Source organism: uncultured Phascolarctobacterium sp. (assembly GCF_937920985.1).
Classification (GTDB): domain Bacteria; phylum Bacillota; class Negativicutes; order Acidaminococcales; family Acidaminococcaceae; genus Phascolarctobacterium_A.
In genome coordinates, this window is sequence record NZ_CALDXR010000049.1 from 1 (window position 1) to 20905 (window position 20905).

General features: G+C 51.3%; 22 protein-coding genes. 19 read left to right on the forward strand and 3 right to left on the reverse strand.

What is annotated here, in order from left to right; genetic code table 11:
* The coding region (locus Q0612_RS08750) for a PD-(D/E)XK nuclease family transposase (protein ID WP_298883510.1) at positions 1 to 822 on the reverse strand (822 nt) is incomplete at its 3' end.
* A gap of 346 nt (positions 823 to 1168) precedes the next feature.
* On the opposite strand from Q0612_RS08750, the gene Q0612_RS08755 reads away from it, so the two are divergent.
* Positions 1169 to 2653 (forward strand): capsule assembly Wzi family protein, encoded by a 1485-nt coding sequence (locus Q0612_RS08755; RefSeq protein WP_298883513.1) that lies wholly within the window; start codon positions 1169 to 1171, stop codon positions 2651 to 2653.
* Between the two features lie 307 nt (positions 2654 to 2960).
* Here the strand turns inward: Q0612_RS08755 and Q0612_RS08760 are convergent, their stop codons facing one another.
* Together Q0612_RS08760 and Q0612_RS08765 are read right to left on the reverse strand one after the other, a co-directional pair.
* A complete protein-coding gene (locus tag Q0612_RS08760; protein ID WP_298883516.1) occupies positions 2961 to 3914 on the reverse strand; it encodes an L-lactate dehydrogenase in 954 nt (317 codons plus the stop codon).
* 117 nt (positions 3915 to 4031) lie between these two features.
* Positions 4032 to 4241, reverse strand: coding sequence for a DUF1858 domain-containing protein (locus Q0612_RS08765; protein WP_021719814.1), 210 nt, complete (start codon positions 4239 to 4241; stop codon positions 4032 to 4034).
* 237 nt (positions 4242 to 4478) lie between these two features.
* Between Q0612_RS08765 and mraZ the strand changes: the two genes are divergently transcribed.
* From mraZ to Q0612_RS08855, 18 genes are all read left to right on the forward strand, one after another.
* Positions 4479 to 4910 carry a division/cell wall cluster transcriptional repressor MraZ gene (mraZ, locus tag Q0612_RS08770; RefSeq protein WP_021719813.1) on the forward strand — a complete coding sequence of 144 codons (432 nt, stop codon included), beginning with the start codon at positions 4479 to 4481 and terminating at the stop codon, positions 4908 to 4910.
* 14 nt (positions 4911 to 4924) lie between these two features.
* Positions 4925 to 5857: a 16S rRNA (cytosine(1402)-N(4))-methyltransferase RsmH gene (rsmH, locus tag Q0612_RS08775; RefSeq protein ID WP_021719812.1), complete on the forward strand. Its 933-nt coding sequence runs from the start codon at positions 4925 to 4927 to the stop codon at positions 5855 to 5857.
* A gap of 45 nt (positions 5858 to 5902) precedes the next feature.
* Positions 5903 to 6307 carry a septum formation initiator family protein gene (locus tag Q0612_RS08780; RefSeq protein WP_298883522.1) on the forward strand — a complete coding sequence of 135 codons (405 nt, stop codon included), beginning with the start codon at positions 5903 to 5905 and terminating at the stop codon, positions 6305 to 6307.
* Between the two features lie 165 nt (positions 6308 to 6472).
* On the forward strand, positions 6473 to 7960 hold the full coding sequence (locus Q0612_RS08785) for a UDP-N-acetylmuramoyl-L-alanyl-D-glutamate--2,6-diaminopimelate ligase (protein WP_298883525.1): 1488 nt from the start codon (positions 6473 to 6475) through the stop codon (positions 7958 to 7960).
* Positions 7954 to 9318 (forward strand): UDP-N-acetylmuramoyl-tripeptide--D-alanyl-D-alanine ligase, encoded by a 1365-nt coding sequence (gene murF / locus Q0612_RS08790; RefSeq protein WP_298883528.1) that lies wholly within the window; start codon positions 7954 to 7956, stop codon positions 9316 to 9318. Before Q0612_RS08785 ends, murF begins: the two co-directional genes overlap by 7 nt.
* Before the next feature lie 24 nt (positions 9319 to 9342).
* Positions 9343 to 10305, forward strand: coding sequence for a phospho-N-acetylmuramoyl-pentapeptide-transferase (mraY, locus tag Q0612_RS08795; protein ID WP_298883531.1), 963 nt, complete (start codon positions 9343 to 9345; stop codon positions 10303 to 10305).
* Positions 10306 to 10392: 87 nt separating this feature from the next.
* Positions 10393 to 11766, forward strand: a complete 1374-nt coding sequence (murD, locus tag Q0612_RS08800) for a UDP-N-acetylmuramoyl-L-alanine--D-glutamate ligase (protein ID WP_298883535.1) — start codon at positions 10393 to 10395, stop codon at positions 11764 to 11766.
* Positions 11763 to 12866, forward strand: coding sequence for an undecaprenyldiphospho-muramoylpentapeptide beta-N-acetylglucosaminyltransferase (murG, locus tag Q0612_RS08805; RefSeq protein WP_298883538.1), 1104 nt, complete (start codon positions 11763 to 11765; stop codon positions 12864 to 12866). Before murD ends, murG begins: the two co-directional genes overlap by 4 nt.
* Before the next feature lie 13 nt (positions 12867 to 12879).
* Positions 12880 to 14274 (forward strand): UDP-N-acetylmuramate--L-alanine ligase, encoded by a 1395-nt coding sequence (gene murC, locus Q0612_RS08810; protein WP_298883541.1) that lies wholly within the window; start codon positions 12880 to 12882, stop codon positions 14272 to 14274.
* A complete protein-coding gene (locus Q0612_RS08815) occupies positions 14264 to 15211 on the forward strand; it encodes a D-alanine--D-alanine ligase (protein ID WP_298883544.1) in 948 nt (315 codons plus the stop codon). The genes murC and Q0612_RS08815 overlap by 11 nt, the downstream gene beginning before the upstream one ends.
* Before the next feature lie 35 nt (positions 15212 to 15246).
* Complete coding sequence (locus Q0612_RS08820) at positions 15247 to 16035, forward strand: cell division protein FtsQ/DivIB (RefSeq protein WP_293723363.1); 789 nt, start codon at positions 15247 to 15249, stop codon at positions 16033 to 16035.
* A 49-nt stretch (positions 16036 to 16084) separates the two neighbouring features.
* The gene (locus Q0612_RS08825; RefSeq protein ID WP_021719802.1) at positions 16085 to 16783 is read left to right on the forward strand and encodes a DUF881 domain-containing protein; all 699 of its coding nucleotides are present in this window, start codon (positions 16085 to 16087) and stop codon (positions 16781 to 16783) included.
* Positions 16780 to 17112: a small basic family protein gene (locus Q0612_RS08830; RefSeq protein ID WP_293723366.1), complete on the forward strand. Its 333-nt coding sequence runs from the start codon at positions 16780 to 16782 to the stop codon at positions 17110 to 17112. Before Q0612_RS08825 ends, Q0612_RS08830 begins: the two co-directional genes overlap by 4 nt.
* A 112-nt stretch (positions 17113 to 17224) precedes the next feature.
* Entirely contained in the window at positions 17225 to 18295 is a 1071-nt protein-coding gene (ftsZ, locus tag Q0612_RS08835) for a cell division protein FtsZ (RefSeq protein ID WP_293723368.1), read from the forward strand.
* A 19-nt stretch (positions 18296 to 18314) separates the two neighbouring features.
* A complete protein-coding gene (gene nrdR, locus Q0612_RS08840; protein WP_021719799.1) occupies positions 18315 to 18782 on the forward strand; it encodes a transcriptional regulator NrdR in 468 nt (155 codons plus the stop codon).
* Positions 18783 to 18793: 11 nt separating this feature from the next.
* Positions 18794 to 19045 carry a hypothetical protein gene (locus tag Q0612_RS08845; RefSeq protein ID WP_293723371.1) on the forward strand — a complete coding sequence of 84 codons (252 nt, stop codon included), beginning with the start codon at positions 18794 to 18796 and terminating at the stop codon, positions 19043 to 19045.
* A 124-nt stretch (positions 19046 to 19169) separates the two neighbouring features.
* Positions 19170 to 19997: a peptidoglycan editing factor PgeF gene (pgeF, locus tag Q0612_RS08850; protein ID WP_298883554.1), complete on the forward strand. Its 828-nt coding sequence runs from the start codon at positions 19170 to 19172 to the stop codon at positions 19995 to 19997.
* A 136-nt stretch (positions 19998 to 20133) separates the two neighbouring features.
* A complete protein-coding gene (locus Q0612_RS08855) occupies positions 20134 to 20868 on the forward strand; it encodes an alpha/beta hydrolase (protein ID WP_298883556.1) in 735 nt (244 codons plus the stop codon).
* The last annotated feature ends 37 nt before the right edge of the window (positions 20869 to 20905 follow it).

Below are 20905 nucleotides of genomic sequence, written 5' to 3' on the forward strand. Positions count from 1 at the left end.
GGAGACATTCATTGTAGACATAAGATTTTTGATGCTTTCAGCTTTGCCTTCAGCCAAACCTTCAGCCTTGCCTTCAGCTCTTCCGTCATTAATGCCAGCCTCATAAATTTGCTTGCTGAAATTATCCATAGTTGCGAGTCCCTCCTTTGTGGTTTTAAGATTATTGATACATTGTGAAAGCTTTCCTTGGCTAAAATCACCTGCGTCGGCGGTAGCAAAATATTGCATAAGCTGCGCAATACTGCTGTTGTCGTTAACCTCTGCGTTGATATAGCACATATGCAGTCCGTCATTGTAGGGAGTATTGGTATCGCCTAAAAACTTTAAAATAGGGTAGCAGGTTTTGCCAAGCTTCCAGATATCTGTCTGGCTGATATAAAAAATGTGCAGCTCGGGTACAGATGCATAAGTCTGGTCACCCTTAAAAAAGTATTCATTGATGATAGTTGATGCGTAATAAAGCATTCTCTTTTCGTGTGCAATGCCGCCATCTGCCTTCTGAATTTCAATTTCATAAAGCTTGTTGTTGGCATCCTCAGCGAGTACATCCATGATGATGTTGTGCGAGGAGAGCTTGCTGATGACATACTGCGTTTTGTTCTTTTGATTACCAGTGTTTTGATACCGGTCAGAACACGCAGGATATGCTCGCAGGCCTCTTTGTCCTCTAAAACAGCTCTGGCAAGCAGGTCGTTGAACAAGGTCATGCTCAGGATGTGCTTTTGCAGCTCTTCCTGTGTCAGCAGAAGACTGCTTTTGGATAGTTTTTTGGTCATAGTTTCCTTCTTTAATTATAATCTTTGCTTCAGCAAAACACAACATAGGGTGCTTAAGAAAAAAAGCAGTACACATAGCATCCGGAAGCTCCGGATACCGTAGGTACTGCTAAATTACTACCGACATGAGCCGGTAGGCTCTGCTTATTTTGTTGTAGATGTTCAAGCTAAGCTAAGTATAAATAAGAGGGCAACGAAATCCAAGTGAAGATTCTGAAAAATCGTACAAACGAAATAATGTTGCGATATACAGGTTTAGCCATCAGCATATAAAATAATCTTGAAACATAGAATATAGTTTGCTACAATATATTACTGTAGACTGTTTTCAATAAGCAAGCGATAGAATATGCACTTGTAATGAGCAAATTTATAAGCATAGGAGATGCTGCATGATGAAGAAAATACTTAGTGCTATAGCAATTGCTGCAGCCTTAGGCTGCAGCTGTGCCGCCGCCAGCCCGCTGGTTACGGCTGACGTGCCGCTGGACAGCAGCTATTACGGTTATCTTGATAAGCTGGAAGGCATGGGCTATATCCAGGATATGCCTGCCAATACCAAGCCTTATAGCCGCCTGGACATGGCCAAATGGGTGCTGCAGGCTGAAGCAATTGCCCAGAGCAAGCCGCTGCCGCCATACCTGCAGACCAGGCTGGATGCAATGCGCGAGGGACTGTCAGAGGAGATTGCTTACCTGCAGGGTGCAGGGAAAATCAATAATGTGAAGCTGCGTGGCGCGAGCGTTGACCTTTCCTATCTGCAGCAGGACAGTGCTGCGTATAAATATAATAACGCCAAGGCACATTGGCAGCTTTTGAACCACAATAATAATGGCTATCTTTATGGCGATGGCTTTAACGCTGTGGGTACGCTGCACATCAGCGGCAGCCTGAGCAAGGACCTTGCTGTGGGCGTTACGCCGCGCTTTGCCTGGGACAAGGACGAGCATGGCGATGCCAGCCTTGTTGAGGGCTATGCCAAAACGCATTTGGGCGTGTGGGGGATTACTGCCGGCAGGCAGCCGATGTCCTGGGGCGTAGGGCGTGCAGGACAGCTGGCCTTTGGCAGCAATGCAACACCGCAGACAGCAATTAAACTGAATTTGCTGGAGCCGCATACCTTTGACAACGGTGCGTTGAAATTCCTGGGTAAGGCGAATGTCAACGTCTTCGCCAGCAGGCTGGAGGGCAACAGAGTTGCAAGTTCCAGCTCGGCACTGGAAAAGGACCATGCCGCTTTGGTGGGCGTGCGCGTAGATGTTATGCCGACGGATGCGTTTACCATCGGTTTGGAGCGCATGTCGATGCTCAAGAGGTTCAACAAGCATTGGCTGCTGGGCGATAATGCAGATGATGCTGAAAAGGATAATTGGAACGATATTGCGGGCCTTGATTTTAAATACCGCTTCCCGGGCGTGCAGGTTTATGCTTCGCTGCATGGCGAGGATCAGGCGCATGCCTTCCCCTGTGAAAATGCTTATAATGTTGGCATGTACTTTCCGCAGCTGGTGCCGGACGGCAGCTGGGATTTGCGCGTGGAGGCTGCCAAAACTAATGACGCCTGGTATGGCCATTGGGTGCTGAAGAATGGCTGGACATATAAGGATGCTATTTTGGGAGACTGGCTGGGCGCGGATGCGAAACGCGTTTATGCGGAGGTTAACCATTATCTGGCTGATGGCGGCAAGCTGGGACTGAGTTATACCTGGGCTGATATGCAGAAGACGGCGCAGCATGATGGCGGGCTGCAGGAGGTGGAGCTGAGCTACAGCAAGAGCCTGCAGAAGGATTTGCTGCTGCATACTGCTGTTGGCTATGGCAAGCTGGGGGACGATACCAGCAAGCTGGTGGCTGTTGGTCTGAGCTGGGAGTATTAAGCCTAAAGTCTGCAAGAGTTTAATATATGCTAAAACATGAAAACACCGACGTCTGCCGTACTTGTGGTACGGCGGATGCCGGTGTTTTTTGCTTATTTACATGTAAGTGGCGCAATTAAATATCGCGCTGCAACCCTTCCGTCTGCTCGCAAAGCTCGCAGCCACCTTCCCTTTCAGGGAAGATATATCAGACATGCGGAAGGCTAACCTTCGCAAATTAAACTAGCCTTTTATATGCTCCCTAACAGGGAGCTGGCATCGCCGCAGGCGATGACTGAGGGTTGTGCCCCTCTGGGAAGTGGGAAGCTTACAGGCTTGCAGCTCTCTCCAGGAATCCGCGCAGAATGTCGCAGGAAGCGGTGAACTTAGCCTGCTCTTCTTCCGTAAGCGGTAGCTCTAAAATCTCTTCAATACCGTTTTTGCCGATTACGCAGGGAACACCTGCAGCTACGTCCTTCTGGCCATATTCGCCGTTCAGCACGGTGGAGCAGGGCCAAATCAGCTTTTCGTCATGGAAGATGGCTTTGATCAGCATGCAGGCAGCGTTGGCAATGCCAAATTCCGTGCAGCCCTTGCCGTCGACTTCAATGTCGCCGGCTCTTTTAACCTGCAGCTGCAAGTCGTCCAGGCTGAGTGCTGCCAGCTCCGGACGTTCAGCGCGCAGCTGGGCAAAGCTCTTGCTGCCGATGCGGATGGCAGACCAGACAACGAAGCTGGAATTACCATGCTCGCCCATGCAGAAGGCCTGAATAGATTTGCGGCTGTAGCCTGTAGCGGCGCTGAGCACGCGCAGCAGGCGGTAGCTTTCAAGGCTGGTGCCGGTGCAGAAGCAGCGCTGCGGCTCCCAGTTCATCTTGCGGCGGATATGCTCGCAGATGATGTCTGCCGGATTAGAAATGCTGATCATAATACCCTTGAAGTCAACCTGCTTCAGGTGGCTGATAACCTCGTTGGCCATTTTGATGGAATCGTCAAACATATCAAGACGTGTTTCGCCGGGACGGCGGCTGCGGCCGAAGGCCATTACCAGAATATCGGCATCGTTCAGCTCGCTGTATTCACCGGCGCGGATGATGGCATCACGGCCGCAAAGTGCACCGCTGACGCCGTCATCTAAGTCCAGCGCCTGTGCGGCAGCTTTTTCCTTAAGAATATCAATCAATACAATATCATCTGCTTCACCGGACTGGATGAGCGCTAAAGCAACGTGAGAGCCGACATGACCTGCGCCGACGATTACAACCTTACGAGTTTTTAACATAACCAAAGCCTCCTTATGAAAACAGGGAACCGTCCCCACTAATGCTGGAGATAGTTCCCTCATTTTTGCTATGCTGTAATAAATATGCCAATGCCGTATTTATCACATTTCGCCATATTATTTGTTCGCTTCTGCTTCAGCAATAACCTTGTTGATATCTTCGATAAGAGCATCAACATCAATGCCGTGAGCGCCAGCGCCCTGACCGATGGTTTCGAAATGAGCAGCCATGCAGCCGATGCAGCCCAGACCATATTCAGCGAAAACCTCCATGATTTCAGGATGGTTTTGAACGGCTTCAATAATGCCGGTATCTTTAGTAATCATTGTATAAATCTCCTTCTTTTAATAAAAATTGTACACATAATCCGTACTTACTCATTATATCATTTGTATCTCTAAAAGCCAAATTTATTACGGAAAATTTTTTGCGAAATCAGCTTGACAGAGTTCACATTTTTTTAATTATTTTTTTACATTGAGCTGCGAAATACTTGCGTTTGCAGCCGATTAACGCTATAATGGAGAAAAGTGGTGCAATGTGGGTGAAAAGGGGGCGACATTATGCTTTTGGGTGAATACGAACATACCATAGATGCCAAAGGTCGTCTTGCTATGCCTGCAAAGCTGCGTGAAAGCCTGGGCGGTAAGTTTATCATCACCAAGGGCCTTGATGGCTGCCTTTTTGTATACGATATGGAGCAATGGCAGAAGCTGGAGCAAAAGCTGTCCGCCTTGCCGATGAGCCGCAAAACAGCGCGTGATTTTACCCGTTTCCTCTTTGGCGGTGCCTGCGAGGGCGAATGCGACAAGCAGGGCAGGGTGCTGCTGCCGGCAAACCTGCGTGCTCACGCCGGTCTGGAAAAGGATGCTGTAATCGTTGGCGTTGGCAGCAGAGCTGAAATCTGGGACGCCGGCCGCTGGAACAAATATAATGAAGAAAATGCTGAGGATGTGAGCGAGCTTGCCGAGCAGCTTGCTGACTTAGGCATATAAGATTGGTGTTGGCTATGGAATTTAAGCATACAAGTATCCTGCTCGCTGAGAGCGTGGAGTTTTTGATAACAGATAAAAATGGTATTTACGTGGACTGCACCATGGGCGGTGCCGGTCACACCAGTGCCTTTGCCGCTCAGCTGGAGGCTGGTGGCCTGATGCTTGGCATTGACCAGGACGATGATGCGATTGCGGCAGGCTCTGCGCGTTTGCTGAACAAGTTTGCCTGCAAAACCGCTGTTGCCAAGTCTAATTTTGAAAACTTTTCCCAGGTATTGGATTCTATGGGCATTGATAAAATTGACGGTATCTTTTTTGATTTGGGCGTTTCCAGCTACCAACTGGATACGCCGGAGCGTGGTTTCTCATATATGCATGACGGACCTTTGGATATGCGCATGAATAAAGAAGCGAGTCTGGATGCAGAGTACATTGTAAACCACTATAAGGAAGAAGAACTGGCGGATATTATTCACCGTTACGGCGAGGAGCGCTGGGCGAAGCGTATCGCACAGTTTATTGTGGCAGCACGCAAGGAAAAGCCGCTGACCACTACCTTTGAGCTGGTGGATGTAATCAAGAAGGCTATCCCCAAGGGAGCAAGGCTTGACGGCCCGCACCCGGCGAAGCGCACCTTCCAGGCGATTCGCATTGAGGTGAACAATGAGCTGGGAATTCTGGCTGATACGATGGAAAAAGCTGTGGACCGCTTAAAGAGCGGCGGCCGTATCGGCGTTATTACCTTCCATTCGCTGGAGGACAGAATTATCAAGCAGACCTTTGCTAAGCTGGCCAAGGGCTGCACCTGCCCGCCACAGCTTCCTGTATGCGTGTGCGGCAAAAAGCCGCAGCTGCGTAAAACCGGCAATATCGTTCCCTCCAAGGCCGAGGTTGAAGAGAATCCGCGCAGCCGCAGTGCTCGCTTGCGTTACGCAATCAAGATTTGACAGATAGATTAAGATAGATGTGATGTGTGATGAAGGGTGATTTTGATGCTTGCTAGAAAATACGACAATTACGCCTGGCAAGAGCAGCCTGCTGAGCAGTACGAAGCTCCGCAGCCTGTCCGTCGCAGAAGACGTAAACCTGATAAAATGAAGCTTATCCGCAGTGGACTGTTCAAAATTATGGCAGTTGTCATGGTGGCTTATTTCGCTATGGTTCTGCGCAGCGAGGCTATGGTGCAGTGCAGCAATGAGCTTGTCAGCCTGCAGAAGCAGGAGGCACAGCTGATTAACCAGAACAACGAGCTGAGAATTGAGGTTGAACAGCTCAAAGGTCCGGAGCGTATTATCGGCCTGGCAGAGCAGCGCCTTGGTATGAGCGTTGCCCGCAGCAACATCTATGTTAAGGCTGGCGAGAATGCAAAAAGCAGCAATTCTTTGGCTACCAAATAACAAATATACATAGCCATTCACTGTATATTGTGATATAATTTGAATGGGTTTTTGGGAGGCAGCCTTTTGGCTGCCGTTTCAATTTAACTTCTCTAGTACAAGAAATCTATAAGAAATTTATGCTTTTGCCTTTATGCTGCAGAAGCTGAAACAGGAGGTTTATAAATGGAAAAGCAATTAGCTTCTCTCCTTGCATTGCTGCCGCAGGCGGAAGTCCTTGGCAGTGCTGATAAAGTAATTACTGATGTAACTGCTGATTCCCGTGCAGTTGTGGCTGGCAGCCTTTTTATCTGCCTGAAGGGCGCGACTGTAGACGGACATAAATTTTTGGCGATGGCTGCCGAAAAGGGTGCTGTTGCTGCGCTGGTGGAAGATGTGCCGGCGGAAGTGCCGCAGGGCATTACCCTGATAAAGGTTGCTGATACGCGCGAGGCGATGGAGCTGGTAACTCCGTATTTTTATGATTACCCCGGCCGCAAGCTGAGAATGATCGGCGTGACCGGTACTAACGGCAAAACCACCTCTACCAACATTATCCGCCTGATTCTGCGTAAGGCAGGCTACAAGGTGGGCCTGATTGGTACCATCAATATCATGATTAACGATGAGATTACTGAATCTCACAACACTACTCCGGACGTAGTTGACCTGCAGAAGACGCTGTATGCTATGTGCTGCGCCGGCTGCGACTACTGCGTAATGGAGGTTTCCAGCCATGCGCTGGCACTGAAGCGTGTTGCAGGCATTGAATATGACTGCGCTGTGCTGACGAATATTACCCAGGATCACCTGGACTTCCATAAAACCATGGAAAATTATCGTGATGCCAAGAGCCTGCTCTTTGAGCATCTGACTGACGGCAATAAGCCGAATAAAAACGCTGTCTTCAACATGGACGACGCCAGCTCCGCGATTATCCGCGAGCGTACCAAGGCTAACGTGCTGACCTACGGCGAAGGCCATGACAATGACATCTACCCGCTGAGCTTTACTGTAGAGCCGAAGCATATGCAGCTTTTGCTGCACACTCCGGTGGGTGAAATGGACCTGGAGCTGAAGATTACCGGCGAGTTCAACGTGTATAATGTTATGGGCGTTATCGGTGCGATGCTGGCTGAAAAGATTGACAAGGATATCATCTGCTCCGTGCTCGACGGCTTTGACGGCGTTCCCGGTCGCTTCCAGCTGGTTGAGGCAGGTCAGCCTTATACCGTTATCGTGGACTATGCGCATACTCCCGATGGCCTGGAGAACGTGCTGAAGACTGCACGCTCCATTACCCGCGGCAAGCTGTGGGTGGTGTTCGGCTGCGGCGGCGACCGCGACAACAAGAAGCGCCCGCTGATGGGTGCATTGGCGCTGCAATTGGCTGATAATATTGTCGTTACCTCCGATAATCCGCGTACTGAGGATCCGGAGCTGATTATCGACGAAATCTTTACAGCGCTGCAGGATGTGCCTGCAGGCAAGCAGGTTACCCGTCTGAGCGACAGACATGAGGCTATCTGCTATGCGCTGGCCAACGCTGCTGCCGATGATGTAATCCTGATTGCCGGTAAGGGCCATGAAAATTACCAGATTTTGAAGGACAGAACTATTCACTTTGACGATAAAGAAGTTGTAATGGAATACTGGAGTGATAAAAAATGCTGAAGGCCAGTGAAGTTTTAGCAGCCACCAAGGCTGTTTGTGCAGATTTTGAGTTTAGCGGCGTAACCACCGATTCACGCGCGGTGAAGCCGGGAGAATTGTTTGTAGCGCTGAAGGGCGATAATTTTGACGGCCACGATTATTGTGCCAAGGCTGTGGAGCTGGGTGCTGCGGGCGTTGTTGTTTCCCATGAGGTTAGTGGCCTGCCTGCGGGCGTTGCTGTGTTCATGGTTGATGATACACTGCTTGCCTACCAGCAGCTGGCGCATGCTTACCGTCTGCGTAAGCAGGGCCTGAAGGTTTTTGCTATCACAGGCTCTAACGGCAAAACCTCTACCAAGGATTTGCTGGCTGCCTGCCTGAGCTGCAAATATAATGTTGTCAAAACTCAGGGCAACTTCAATAATGAAATCGGTCTGCCGAAAACATTGCTGAGCATTCAGCCAGATACGGATATTGCCGTTGTGGAAATGGGTATGCGCGGCCTGGGCCAGATTGCTGAGCTGTGCCGCATCGCAGAGCCTGACAGCGGCCTGATTACCAACGTGGGTGAAACCCATATGGAGCTTTTGGGCAGCATGGAAAATATCGGCAAGGCTAAGAGCGAGATTGTAGTTAATCTGCCGGAGGATGGCTTTGCTGTGCTCAACGGCGACAATGAATACGTGCTGGCGGCAGCAGGCAAGACGAAGGCGCAGGTTGTGTACTTCGGCCTGGGCGAAAACTGCGACTTCCGCGGCAGCGACATTGTGACCAGTGGCGCAGGCACTACCTTTACCTGCACGCACAAGGCTACAGGTGAGGCTGTGAAGGTGAGCCTGCAGCTGATTGGCGAGCATAATGTTTACAACGCGCTGAGCGCTATTGCCGGCGCTTACTGCTACGGCGTGCCGCTGGCAGTCAGTGCGCAGGCATTGGCAACTGCCCGTCTTACCGGCAGCCGTCAGGAAATAATTTATATCGGCGACATTACCTTTATCAATGACGCATATAATGCAAGTCCTGCTTCTATGGAAGCGGCACTGAAAACCTTGGCGGAGGCCAAGAAGGCAGCGCATGGCAAGGCTCGCACTATTGCTGTGCTGGCTGACATGCTGGAGCTGGGCGCTATCAGCGAGGACGCTCATCGCCGCGTGGGGCGCTGGGCTGTAGAAAACGGTGTGGATTTTGTACTGACCTATGGCCCGCAGGCTGCTTATATTGCAGATGAGGCTGCAAAGCTTGGCGGCAAGAGCAAGCATTGCGCTGACCGTCAGGAGGCAGCAGATACACTGCGCCAGCTGGCTAATGCAGGTGACATTATCCTGCTGAAGGGCAGCCATTCCATGCAGGTTGACAAGATGCTGGAGCTGTTCAAGTAAACTTTAGAGAGTGAGATTTAATAGATGTTGAAATTAATCGGAATTCCTGTGACTGCGTTTATCGTGTGTGCCTTAATCGGCCCGGTGCTGATTCCTTATCTGCACAAGCTGAAGTTTGGCCAATCCATTCGCGAATGCGGGCCGGCGAGCCATATGGCCAAAAGCGGCACGCCGACTATGGGTGGCCTGATGATGCTGGCGGCACTGATTGTGGCTTTGCTATGGGGCAAGTTTACTCCCCATGTGATTATTGCCCTGGTGCTGACGGTGGGCCATGCAGTTATAGGCTTTATAGATGATTACATCAAGGTTGTAATGAAGCGCAATCTGGGCCTGACAGCGAAGCAAAAATTTTTGCTGCAGTTCATTCTGGCCGGCGCTTATGTGTATTTTGCTGAAACGCATATCCGCAATACGGAGCTGTGGGTTCCCGGCATCAATGCTGTTGTTGACATGGGGTGGGGTTATTATGTGCTGGCCTTCCTGCTTTTGGTGGGCACGACCAATGCCGTAAACCTGACTGATGGTCTGGACGGACTGGTTTCCTTTGTCAGTCTGCCGGTTACGCTGGTTTTTGCGTTTATTGCCTATATGCAGGGCATGCTCGATTTGAGCGGCTTTGCTTTGGGCCTGACCGGTGCCTGTCTGGGCTTTTTACTGTTTAACCGTCATCCCGCCAAGGTATTCATGGGTGATACCGGTTCCCTGGCGTTGGGCGGCGCTGTAGCTGCGCTGGCACTTTTGACACGCACCGAGCTGCTTTTGGTTGTTGTGGGCGGCATTTATGTTGCCGAAGCGATTTCGGTAATCATGCAGGTTACCTACTTCCGCTTCAGCGGCGGCAAGCGTATCTTCCGCATGGCACCGCTGCACCATCATTTTGAGCTGGGCGGCTGGCCTGAGGTTAAGGTTGTGCGTGTGTTTACAGCAGTAAGCTGCCTGTTATCTGTCATTGGCCTGTGCCTGTGGCTGAATGCATTTGTATAAAATTTTTCCGGCTATATCCTTTTGGCGCTTTTGGGGCGCTGAAATGGCTATAGCCTACATATGTTTATGAATAGAGGGTGTTTCTTGATGACTAAAAAGAATGCTGTAATCGTTTATGGCGCTGGTATCAGCGGCCGTGGCGCAGCACAGGTGCTGGCGGACAGAAAGCAGCAGGTTTATTTATATAACGATATGGACTGCACCATTGAGCCGCAGCTGTTGAAGCTTTTGCAGAGCACTGGCGGTGGTCTGGCCATCGGGCAGGATGCCTTTGAGCATTTGCTGGATATTGCCGGTGTGCTGGTGCTGTCACCAGGTATTGCCTGCGACAGCAAAAACGTGCTGGTGGCAGAGCAGCGCGGATTGGAGGTCATCAGCGAGGTAGAGCTGGGCTGCAGGCTGTACGGAGGTCATATTGCTGCTATCACCGGTACTAACGGCAAAACCACTACCACTACTATTGTGGGCGAAATGCTCAAGCGTTTGCCGGTGCCTTCTGCTGTAGGGGGCAACATTGGCTTGGCGCTGTCTAAGGAAGTAGAAAGCCTGCCGCAGGAAGGCTGGCTCGCTGCTGAGCTTTCCAGCTTCCAGCTGGAAAAAGTCAGCAGCTTCTGCCCTGATATCGCAGTAGTGCTTAACTTGACTCCGGATCATCTGGAGCGCCATCATACGATGGAGGCCTACGGCGAGGCGAAGAAAAATATTTTTCGTCAGCAGGGTGAGGCACAGGTTACAGTGCTGAATTACGATGATCCTATCGTGCGTACCTGGGGTGCGGAAACTAAAGGCCGCCTGTGTTACTTCAGCCGTAAGGAAAAACTGCAGCAGGGCATCTATATGCAGGATGGTAATTTTATCATCAGCTGGGACGGCAAAGAGGAAACTGTCTGCAATATCAGCGAGCTGCATCTGTTCGGCGGTCACAACGAAGAAAACGTGCTGGCAGCCATTGCCTGTGGCTTCTTCGCCGGTGTTGGCATCAGCGATATGGCTGATGTGCTGCGCAACTTCCACAGCATTGAGCACCGCATTGAGTACGTCGCTACCATCGACGGCGTACCGTATTATAACGATTCCAAGGCTACCAACACCGATTCTACGATTAAAGCGTTGGAGGCCTTTAAGGACGGCCACATCATCCTGCTGGCAGGCGGTCACGATAAGCTGACACCGCTGGAGCCGATGATGGAGCTGGTGAAGGAAAAGACGGATGCCCTGATTCTGCTGGGCGCAGCCAAAGAGCGCTTTTACAAGGATGCTGTTGCCTGCGGCGTGCAGAACATTGTGCTGGCCGACAGCTTTGAGGACGCAGTAGCCAAGGCGCATGCGTTGGCGCATAAGCCGCAGGTAGTGCTGCTTTCCCCGGCCTGCTCGTCCTTTGATATGTTCAAAAATTATCCGGAGCGTGGTAACTATTTTAAAAAGCTGGTACACGAGCTGGAGGGAGGTAACGTTAAGTGAAGGTAATTCTTTCCGGCGGCGGTACGGGCGGACACATTTATCCGGCCCTGACCATTGCGGACCAGATAAAAAAGCTGCAGCCTGAGGCGGAGGTCAGCTTCGTAGGCACCAGGCAGGGCTTGGAGAAGGATATCATTCCCCGCTATGGCTACAAGCTGCAGTTCATTGAGGTAGCAGGCTTTAAGCGCAGTCTGAGCTTTGACACCCTGCGCAGTGCGGCCAAGCTTTTTGCAGGCCTTTATGATGCCTACAAAATCATCAGCGACGAAAAACCTGACCTGGTGATTGGCACCGGCGGCTATGTCTGCGGTCCTGTTGTCTTTATGGCAGCGCTCAAGGGTATTCCATGCTGCATTCAGGAGCAGAATGCGATGCCCGGTGTGACCAATAAGATTTTGTCACGCTATGTACGCAAGGTATTTTTGGGCTATGAGGCAGGCCGCAAATATTTTCACGGCAAGGCGGAGCTGGAATATACCGGCAACCCTATCCGCAGTGAAATATTGCAGCATACGCGCGAGGAGGCTATTAAAGAGCTGGGGCTGGACGCCAAAAAGAAGACGATTCTTGTCAGCGGCGGCAGTCGCGGTGCACGCACCATCAACAACGCTATGCTCGAAGCAGAGCTGGCGCTTTCCGGCAGACCGGAGGTACAGGTGCTGCATGCAACAGGTGATGTGAACTACGAAGCCTATATGGCTGAAATCAAAAAGCGTGGCGGCGTGGCTGATAACATTATCATCAAACCGTATCTGCATAATATGCCGGTGGCGCTGGCTGCCGCAGATCTGGCAGTGTTCCGTGCCGGTGCAATCGGCCTGGCGGAGCTGATGGCGAAGGGCGTACCATCGCTTCTGGTGCCATATCCGTATGCTACAGCAAATCACCAGGAGTTTAATGCCAGAGCGGTAGAAGCGCAGGGTGCAGCCAAGGTTATTTTGGATAAGGACCTGACTGGCGACACCGTTTTGGAATTTATCGAGCATTTATTAGTGCACGCGGAGGAATTGCAGCAAATGCAGGCGGCAGCCAAAAAGCTTGGCAGACCGCAGGCTGCAGAGGTTATAGCCAAAGAGGCTGTGGCCTTGACTAAACAATAAGGGAGGGCCTCGAGTGGCTGAAAACAAATTAGCAAAACTGCATAACATACATTTTATCGGTATCGGCGGCGCTGGCATGAGCGCAATTGCTTATGTCCTGATTAAGCGCGGCTATGATGTGAGCGGCTCCGATCTGAACGCCGGCCATATGTCGGCACATCTGGCGGAGGAGGGCGCTATGGTTTATATGGGCCATGCTGCCAGCCAGGTGGAGGATGCTGAGGCTGTAGTTATTTCTACAGCGATTCACCAGAACAATCCGGAGCTGGTGGAGGCACGCAGACGCGGTATTCCTGTGCTGCACCGCAGTGATGTGCTGGCAGCAATTATGAATGCTGACGACGGCGTGGCTGTTGCTGGTGCACATGGCAAAACTACTACCAGTGCGATGATTTCCTGCATTGCGGCCGAAAGCGGCATTGATCCGACTGTCATCATCGGCGGCGAGGTAAGCAGCCTCGGCGGCAACGCACGCAACGGCGCAGGCCGTTTCGTAGTAGCGGAGGCAGACGAGAGCGACGGCTCCTTCCTCAAGCTGTATCCGTATCTGGCAGTAGTAACTAATATTGAAGATGACCATCTGGACCATTATGGTACAGAAGAAAATATATATCAGGCCTTTAAGCAGTTTGTTGGCAATATCAAAGAGGGCGGCAAGGCGATTCTTTGCTTTGACAATGCAAAGGTACGCCGTCTGGCTGGCGAAACTGATAAAGAGGTCATTACCTATGGTGTTGAGGGCGAGGGTGCTGACTACATTGCCCGCGACATTTCCTATGGTGTTGACGGCACCAGCTACAAGCTTTACTACAAGGGAGAATTTGTGACTGAGGTACATCTTGTTGTTCCCGGCAGACATAATGTGCTCAATTCTATGGGTGCCTTTGCTGCTGCTCGCGAGATGGGCATTGCTACCGACCAGATTCTTGCTTCCCTGAAAAAGTTTGGCGGTGCTAAGCGTCGTTTTGAAACCAAGGGTAAGGTCAATGGTGTGTGGGTTGTTGATGATTATGCCCACCATCCGACAGAAATCGGCGTAACGCTGAAGGCTGCCAGACAGACTAAGCCTGAACGTTTGCTGTGCGTGTTCCAGCCGCATCGCTATACTCGCACCAAGCTGCTGTTCTCCGAGTTCTGCGAATGCTTTAAGGATTGCGATGAGCTGATCCTGACCGACATTTATGCAGCCAGCGAGGAAGCAATTCCCGGTGTGAGCAGCATGCATCTGGCGGAGGGTATCAAGGCAGCGACAGGTCAGGAGGTGCTGTATATCGGCAAGCTGACCAAGGCTGAAGAATATCTGGAGCGCGTTGTACGTGCCGGCGACTTGGTGATGACCATTGGTGCCGGTGATGTATTTAAAATTGGTGAAGAATTAGTTAGGGAGTTGGAAAGAAATGCAGATTAATAAGCAAGATGTTGTTGCTGTTGTTTTGGGCGGTCCTTCCTCTGAGGCCGAAATTTCGCGTGTTACCGGCTGTGCTATCGCCAATGCGCTGCGCGAAAAGGGCTATAATGCCAAAGAGCTGGAGCTGGAGCCTGCTAATCTGATTAACGAGCTGCGCGATATGAACGCTAAGGTAGTATTTAACGCCGTTCATGGTATGTACGGCGAAGATGGCCGCCTGCAGAGCATTCTGGAGGCAGCAGGCATTCCCTACACCGGCTGTGGTGTGCTGGCAAGCGCTGTTTCTATGGATAAATCTGCTACGAAGCGTTATCTGCAGTCTGCAGGCATTCCTACTGCACCCTGCATGATTATCAACAAGCGTGATGCAGGCGACCTGCAGGAGCTGGCAGAGAAAATTATTTCCGAGTTCGGTCTGCCTGTAGTTATCAAGGCAGCAACCCAGGGCTCCAGCATTGGCGTTGTTATTCCTAAGACTGCGGAGGAGGTTGTTCCTGCGCTGGAGGAAGCCTTCAAGTATTCCGAAAACGTGCTGGCAGAAAAGTGCATCAAGGGCAAGGAGCTGACCATCTCCATTATGGAAGAAAATGGCGAGCCGAAGCCGCTGCCGGTTATCTGGATTGCACCGCATTCCGGTGCCTATGATTTCCATTCCAAATATACCAAGGGTGCTACGGACTACCATTGTCCCGCACCGTTTGATGAGGAAACTACCGCTTATATCCAGAAAATAGCTGTAGAAACCTACAAGCTGCTGGGACTTTCCGGTGTAGCACGTGTAGATGCAATGCTGGGTGATGCAGATGGCGTTGCTTATGTGCTCGAGGCCAACACTGTGCCCGGCATGACCGCAACCAGCCTGGTTCCGAAGGCTGCTGCTGCTGTAGGCATCAGCTTCCCAGATTTGTGTGAGAAAATTTTGCTGAGCGCTAAATAATACAACGCTTCGCTAATGAATGAAGGAGGTGCAGCATGGATTCGTCGCAAAGCTTTCGCGAGCAGGTGCGCAGGCGCCGACGCCAAAAAATATGGCGGCTGGTAAAACTTGTGTTATTTACGGCGGCCTCTGCTGCCGCCTGCTTCTATGGCTGGCGCTTTCTGCACAGTCCGTCCTTTGCCTTCGGCAGTGTCAGCATTCACGGCACCAGCCTGCTGACGGAGGCGGATGTTATTTCGCTCGCCGGCTGCGGCAAGGGACCGCTGAACCTGTTCAACGCCAGCACGTCGCGTGTGCGTGAAGCACTTTCGCATGATGTGCGCTTTCAAAATGCGGAGGCGGCCTACCGCTTCCCGGCGACGCTGCAGGTGAGCGTTGAGGAGCGTCAGCCGGCGCTTTATGTAGCCAATTCGTATCGTAGCTACCTGAAGCTTGATTACAATGGCATTGTCATCAGCGTAACGACGACTATTCCTGATGCCAAGGCACCGGTGCTTGCCGGTGTGAAGTGCGGAAATCTGTATCTTGGCGACAGGGTGGAGGATGAAGGCGTGCTGCAGATCCTGAAGTTTTTGCAGCAGCTGACGCCGGAAGCACAGCAGCGTATTGGCGAAATTGCTGTTGACAACAAGCAGGAGGTCAAGCTGCAGCTGAGCGGCTGCTTCCCGGTGCGTCTGGGTAAAGCGCAGGAGCTTGCGCAGAAGGCGCCGCTGTTTATGACAGTGTTTAATGAAATTAAAGATAAGAATATTAAGGCTGAATATATTGATTTGACCTTTGCCAAGCCTTACATCAAGCTTCTGCCGAAGCAAGGCGCCGTTTAAAGGGATTTGACTGCATTTGTGCAGTGATTGTCACAGTGAGGGAGAAAAAATGAAAGAAATTTTGACTATGGATTTAAAGGGCAAGCTCTTGATTGCCGTGGTATTCATGGTGTTGGGCTTTATGCTTTCGGTACAGTACAAAGCTACTGAGCGTCAGCGCTCGGTACGAATGGACCGCGTTGAGGATTTGTCTGAACGCCTGAGGTCTATGGAAAGCGAAAACAAACAGCTGCAGCTGGAGCTGGAAACCTTACGTGCAGGTGCTGCCAAGGATCCGGCAGATGAGCGCATGAAGCTGATGGCCGGAACTACTGATGTAGAGGGCACAGGCATTGAGATTTTGCTGGACGACAGCAACATTGCCAAAAAGTCTAACGAAAACCCCAATCTGTATATCATTCATGATGAGGATTTGCTGCGTGTGCTCAACGAGCTGCGTGCTGCAGGTGCGGAAGCGATTTCGCTGAACGACCAGCGCATCGTAGCGATGAGCGAGGTGCGCTGTGCAGGACCGACGATTTCGGTCAACAATGTGCGCAGTGCTCCGCCCTATGTAATCAAGGCTATCGGCGCTCCCAAAACGCTGAGCAGTGCGCTGCGTCTGCGTGGCGGTGTTGTTGAAACCTTTGAGTTCTGGGGCATTCAGGTAAAAATCAAAACGGTAGAAAAGCTGCATATCCCGGCGCTTAAATCGTCGCGCAGCTTTGAATATGCCAAAACGGTGGAAGGGAAGGAGGCAGCAAAATGATTGCATTTGCTATTGCGGGCCTTGTGCTGGGCCTGATGCTTGGTGTTTACTGTCCCTTCAGTGTGCCGCCTGAATACGCCCGCCTGCTGGCTGTAGCCGTTATGGCAGGCATGGACGCAGTGCTTGGCGGTATGCGTGCTTCGTTAGAAGGCAATTATGATGCACAGGTCTTTATATCCGGCTTTTTCATTAATGGTATTCTGGCAGCCTTTTTGTGCTATGCCGGCAACCTGATTGGTATTGATTTATATTTGGTAGCAGTCCTGATTTTTGGCATGCGTGTCTTCCAGAATATGGGCATTATCCGTCGCCTGTATATGGGTAAATAGTGCTGCAGAAAAAAATTCTGCAATAAGCAGGAAAATGGCAGGCGTATGTTGAAAAGTAAACAGTGAAATTTATAGCAAAAAAAGCTACCCAAAGCTAAGGGGGACGTAAAATATGTTTGATGACGTAGAAACAACCTTTGAACCATTAGCCAACATTAAGGTAATCGGTGTTGGCGGCGGCGGCAATAATGCCGTTAACCGTATGATTGATGCAGGCGTAAGCGGCGTTGAATTTATTGCTGTGAACTGCGATAAGCAATGCCTGATGCTTTCCAAAGCAGAAAAACGCATTCAGATCGGCGAAAAGCTGACTAAGGGCCTGGGTGCAGGCGCTAATCCTGAAATCGGCGAAAAGGCTGCCGAAGAATCCCGTGACCAGATTCTGGAGGTCCTGAAGGGTGCAGATATGGTATTTGTTACTGCCGGTATGGGCGGCGGCACCGGTACCGGTGCTGCGCACGTTGTTGCAGAATGCGCCAAGGAAATTGGTGCACTGACTGTCGGCGTTGTAACCAAACCCTTTGGCTTTGAAGGTCCTCGCCGTATGAAGCAGGCGGAAACCGGTATCGTTAACCTGAAGGAAAAGGTTGATACCCTGGTTACCATTCCTAATGACCGTTTGCTGCAGATTATTGAAAAACGCACCTCCATGCTGGAGGCATTCAAAAAGGCCGATGACGTTCTGCGTCAGGGCGTTCAGGGTATTTCCAACCTGATTGCTGTTCCCGGTCTGATTAATGTTGACTTTGCCGATGTGAAGACTGTTATGTCCAACGCAGGCAGCGCACTGATGGGCGTTGGTACTGCCAAGGGCGAAGGCGGCGGCAAGGCCGCAGCCGAAGCTGCAATCAAAAGCCCGCTCTTGGAAGCATCTATTGATGGTGCCCGCGGCGTACTGATTAACATTATCGGCGGCAAGGAGCTGTCTCTCTTTGACGTCAACGAGGCTGCTAATATTGTCAATGCAGCAGCAGATCCGAACGCTGTTGTTATCTTCGGTGCTGTTATTGACGAAAGCCTGAACGATGAAATCCGTGTTACGGTTATTGCTACCGGCTTTGAGAAAAAATCTCCGGTTACCAGAAATACTGTTGGTGGTCCGGCATCTATCAACCGCAACAACAGTGGCGTAATCAAGAGCTTCTCTGATCCTAACGAGATTCCGCCATGGCTGCGCCACTGATTGAAAGGAAGGCAGTAATATGAAGTGCCCGTATTGCTCTCACAGAGACAGCCGCGTTATCGACAGCCGCGCTGTTGAGGAAGGTTGCTCCATTCGTCGCAGACGCGAATGCCCTAATTGCGGCAAACGCTTTACCACGTATGAAAAATATGAGGAAACTCCGCTGGTTGTCAGCAAGAAGGACGGCCGCCGCGAGCTTTTTGACGGCAAAAAGCTGCTGGCAGGCTTGCTCAAGGCTTGCGAAAAACGCCCTGTTCCTTATGAAAAAATCAAAGATATTGCTGACAGCATTGAGCGTGAGCTGCGCATGAGTGCTGATGCTGAGGTTCCCAGCGCCCAGATTGGCGAGCTGGTGATGAAGCATCTGGAGCAGACGGACCAGATTGCCTACGTTCGCTTTGCTTCTGTATATCGTCAGTTTGCTGATGTACGCAACTTTATGCAGGAGCTGGAGCGCATTATGCAGAACACCAAGGAAGAAAAATAGAGGTGCAGTCGATGAAACGGTATTTGCTTCTTGCTTTGACAACTGCTATGCTGGTTGCTGGCTTCAGCAGCTCGGCGCTGGCGAAGGAAAGACTCTTTACTTTTTCCAACAACAATAACGGAGCTGTGAAAGAGGTAAATTACTATTTGGATAATGGTGCCAAGGTTGTGTTTATGGACACTGCAGCCAAGGCTACGGACAGCACTGTGATTATCACCGTTGTGCTGGAAATACCCGATGGTACTGCACCGTATCAAAAGTAAATAGCAAAATGGTGCCGCAGGCACTTATAAAAGGAGACGGCGACAGCCGTCTCTTTTGGTATAAGCAGGATATATCAGCTAAAATTTAGCTGCGAATTTAAGTGCTTTTAAGGGGGATTTCAGAATGCAGGACTTTATCATTACGCAAAAAAATAATCTCTGGTGGGGTTCATTCCCACGTTTGACGCAGGCTGGCTTTGGCAATGCCTGTAGCTGCCGCCTGCATGGTGCCAGCGCTGTCGCAGAGGGGACGCTGAATTTGGCGCTGCACGTGGGAGACGAGGCGGAGCTGGTGCTGCAGAACCGCTGCCGGTTTGCGCAGGCTTTAGGTTTGGATGCAAGCAGATTTACTACCTGCGAGCAGGTGCATGGCAGCAAGGTTGTTGTAGTTGATGAGGCTTTAGTTGGCGCCGGTGCGACAACGCTTGCGGATACGATTAAGGAGACGGATGCGCTGGTGACGAGCTTGGCAAATGTGCCGATACTGCTGTTTTTTGCTGACTGCGTGCCGCTGCTTTTTGTTGATGAGCGCCAGGGCGTGTGCGCTGTAGCGCACGCCGGCTGGCGCGGTACGGTGGCGCAGATTGGTCGCAAAACAGTGGAGACGATGCAGCAAGCCTTTGGCTCCCGTCCTGCAGATATCGTTGCGGCGATTGGTCCGTCTATCGGCCAATGCTGCTACGAGGTGGACGACTTTGTACGTAGCAAGGCCGCAAGCTACGAGCAATTCTTTGCGCCACGTGACGAAAAGCCGGGAAAGTATCTGCTGGATTTGTGGGGCTATAACCGCGAGGTGCTGCTTACCGCCGGCCTTAGGGCAGAAAATATCCTTACTGCCGGCATCTGCACAGCGCATAACCACGAAATGTTCTGCTCCTACCGCGCGGAGCAGGGCAAAACAGGACGCATGGGCGTGTGCCTGTATAGAATGTCTGACAATAAAAACGCTTAAGTGCTGCGCGTGAAAAAGACTTAGGGTTGAACGTGAGCTTAGAAGCTTAAGGTGATACGTTAAAAAATGCGTTATGCAGCGAGTCGCTGAATGCTTCAGGTAACGCGTTAGAATTTTACGAAAAGAGTGAGTGAAGATGCTGAAGGATACCTTTACATTTCAAGGACCGTTAGGGGAAATAGAATGTGTTGTAGAACCGAATCGGAGTGAGAATAATGCTGTACTCGTTATGGCGCATGGCTTCCGCGGCAGCCGTGACAGCGGCGGACGCGCTGCAGGAGTGGCGCAGCAGGCTGCTGCACACGCTGCCGTAGTGCGCTTCAACTTTACGGGTACGCAGATAATTTCGCGTCAGGTGGAGGAGCTGCGCGCCGTACTGGCGGAGGTACGCCGCAGACAGCCCGGCTGCAGGCTGTTTCTTTTGGGACGCAGCTTGGGCGGTGCTGCATCCATCATTACTGCGGCTCAGGACGGAGCTCTCGCCGGACTGATTCTGTGGGCAACACCTAACGACCTGCGCTTTACCTTTCGTTATGTGATGACGGAGGATGAATACCGCCGTCTGGACAGCGGTGAAACGCTGCACTTTAACGATGAGCGCGGCGAATGCGACCTGACACCGGATTTTCTGACGGACTTTGACCAATACGATCTGCCTGCACTGCTGCAGAAGGCACAGCCTTTGCCCGTGCTTGTGCTGCATTGCAGCGCGGATGAGGTGGTGCTGGCTGAGCAGGGGCAGCGCAACGCCGCAGCCGTCGGCGAGGCGGCAGAGCTGCATATCTTTGCAGGCGGCGACCACAGCTTTACGCAGTACAGTGAGCAGGCAGGCGCGCTGTTGAGCGATTGGCTGGGCAAACGCTTGAAATGAGGCGCTTGTTAGTTGTATAATATACTTGAGTAATTAT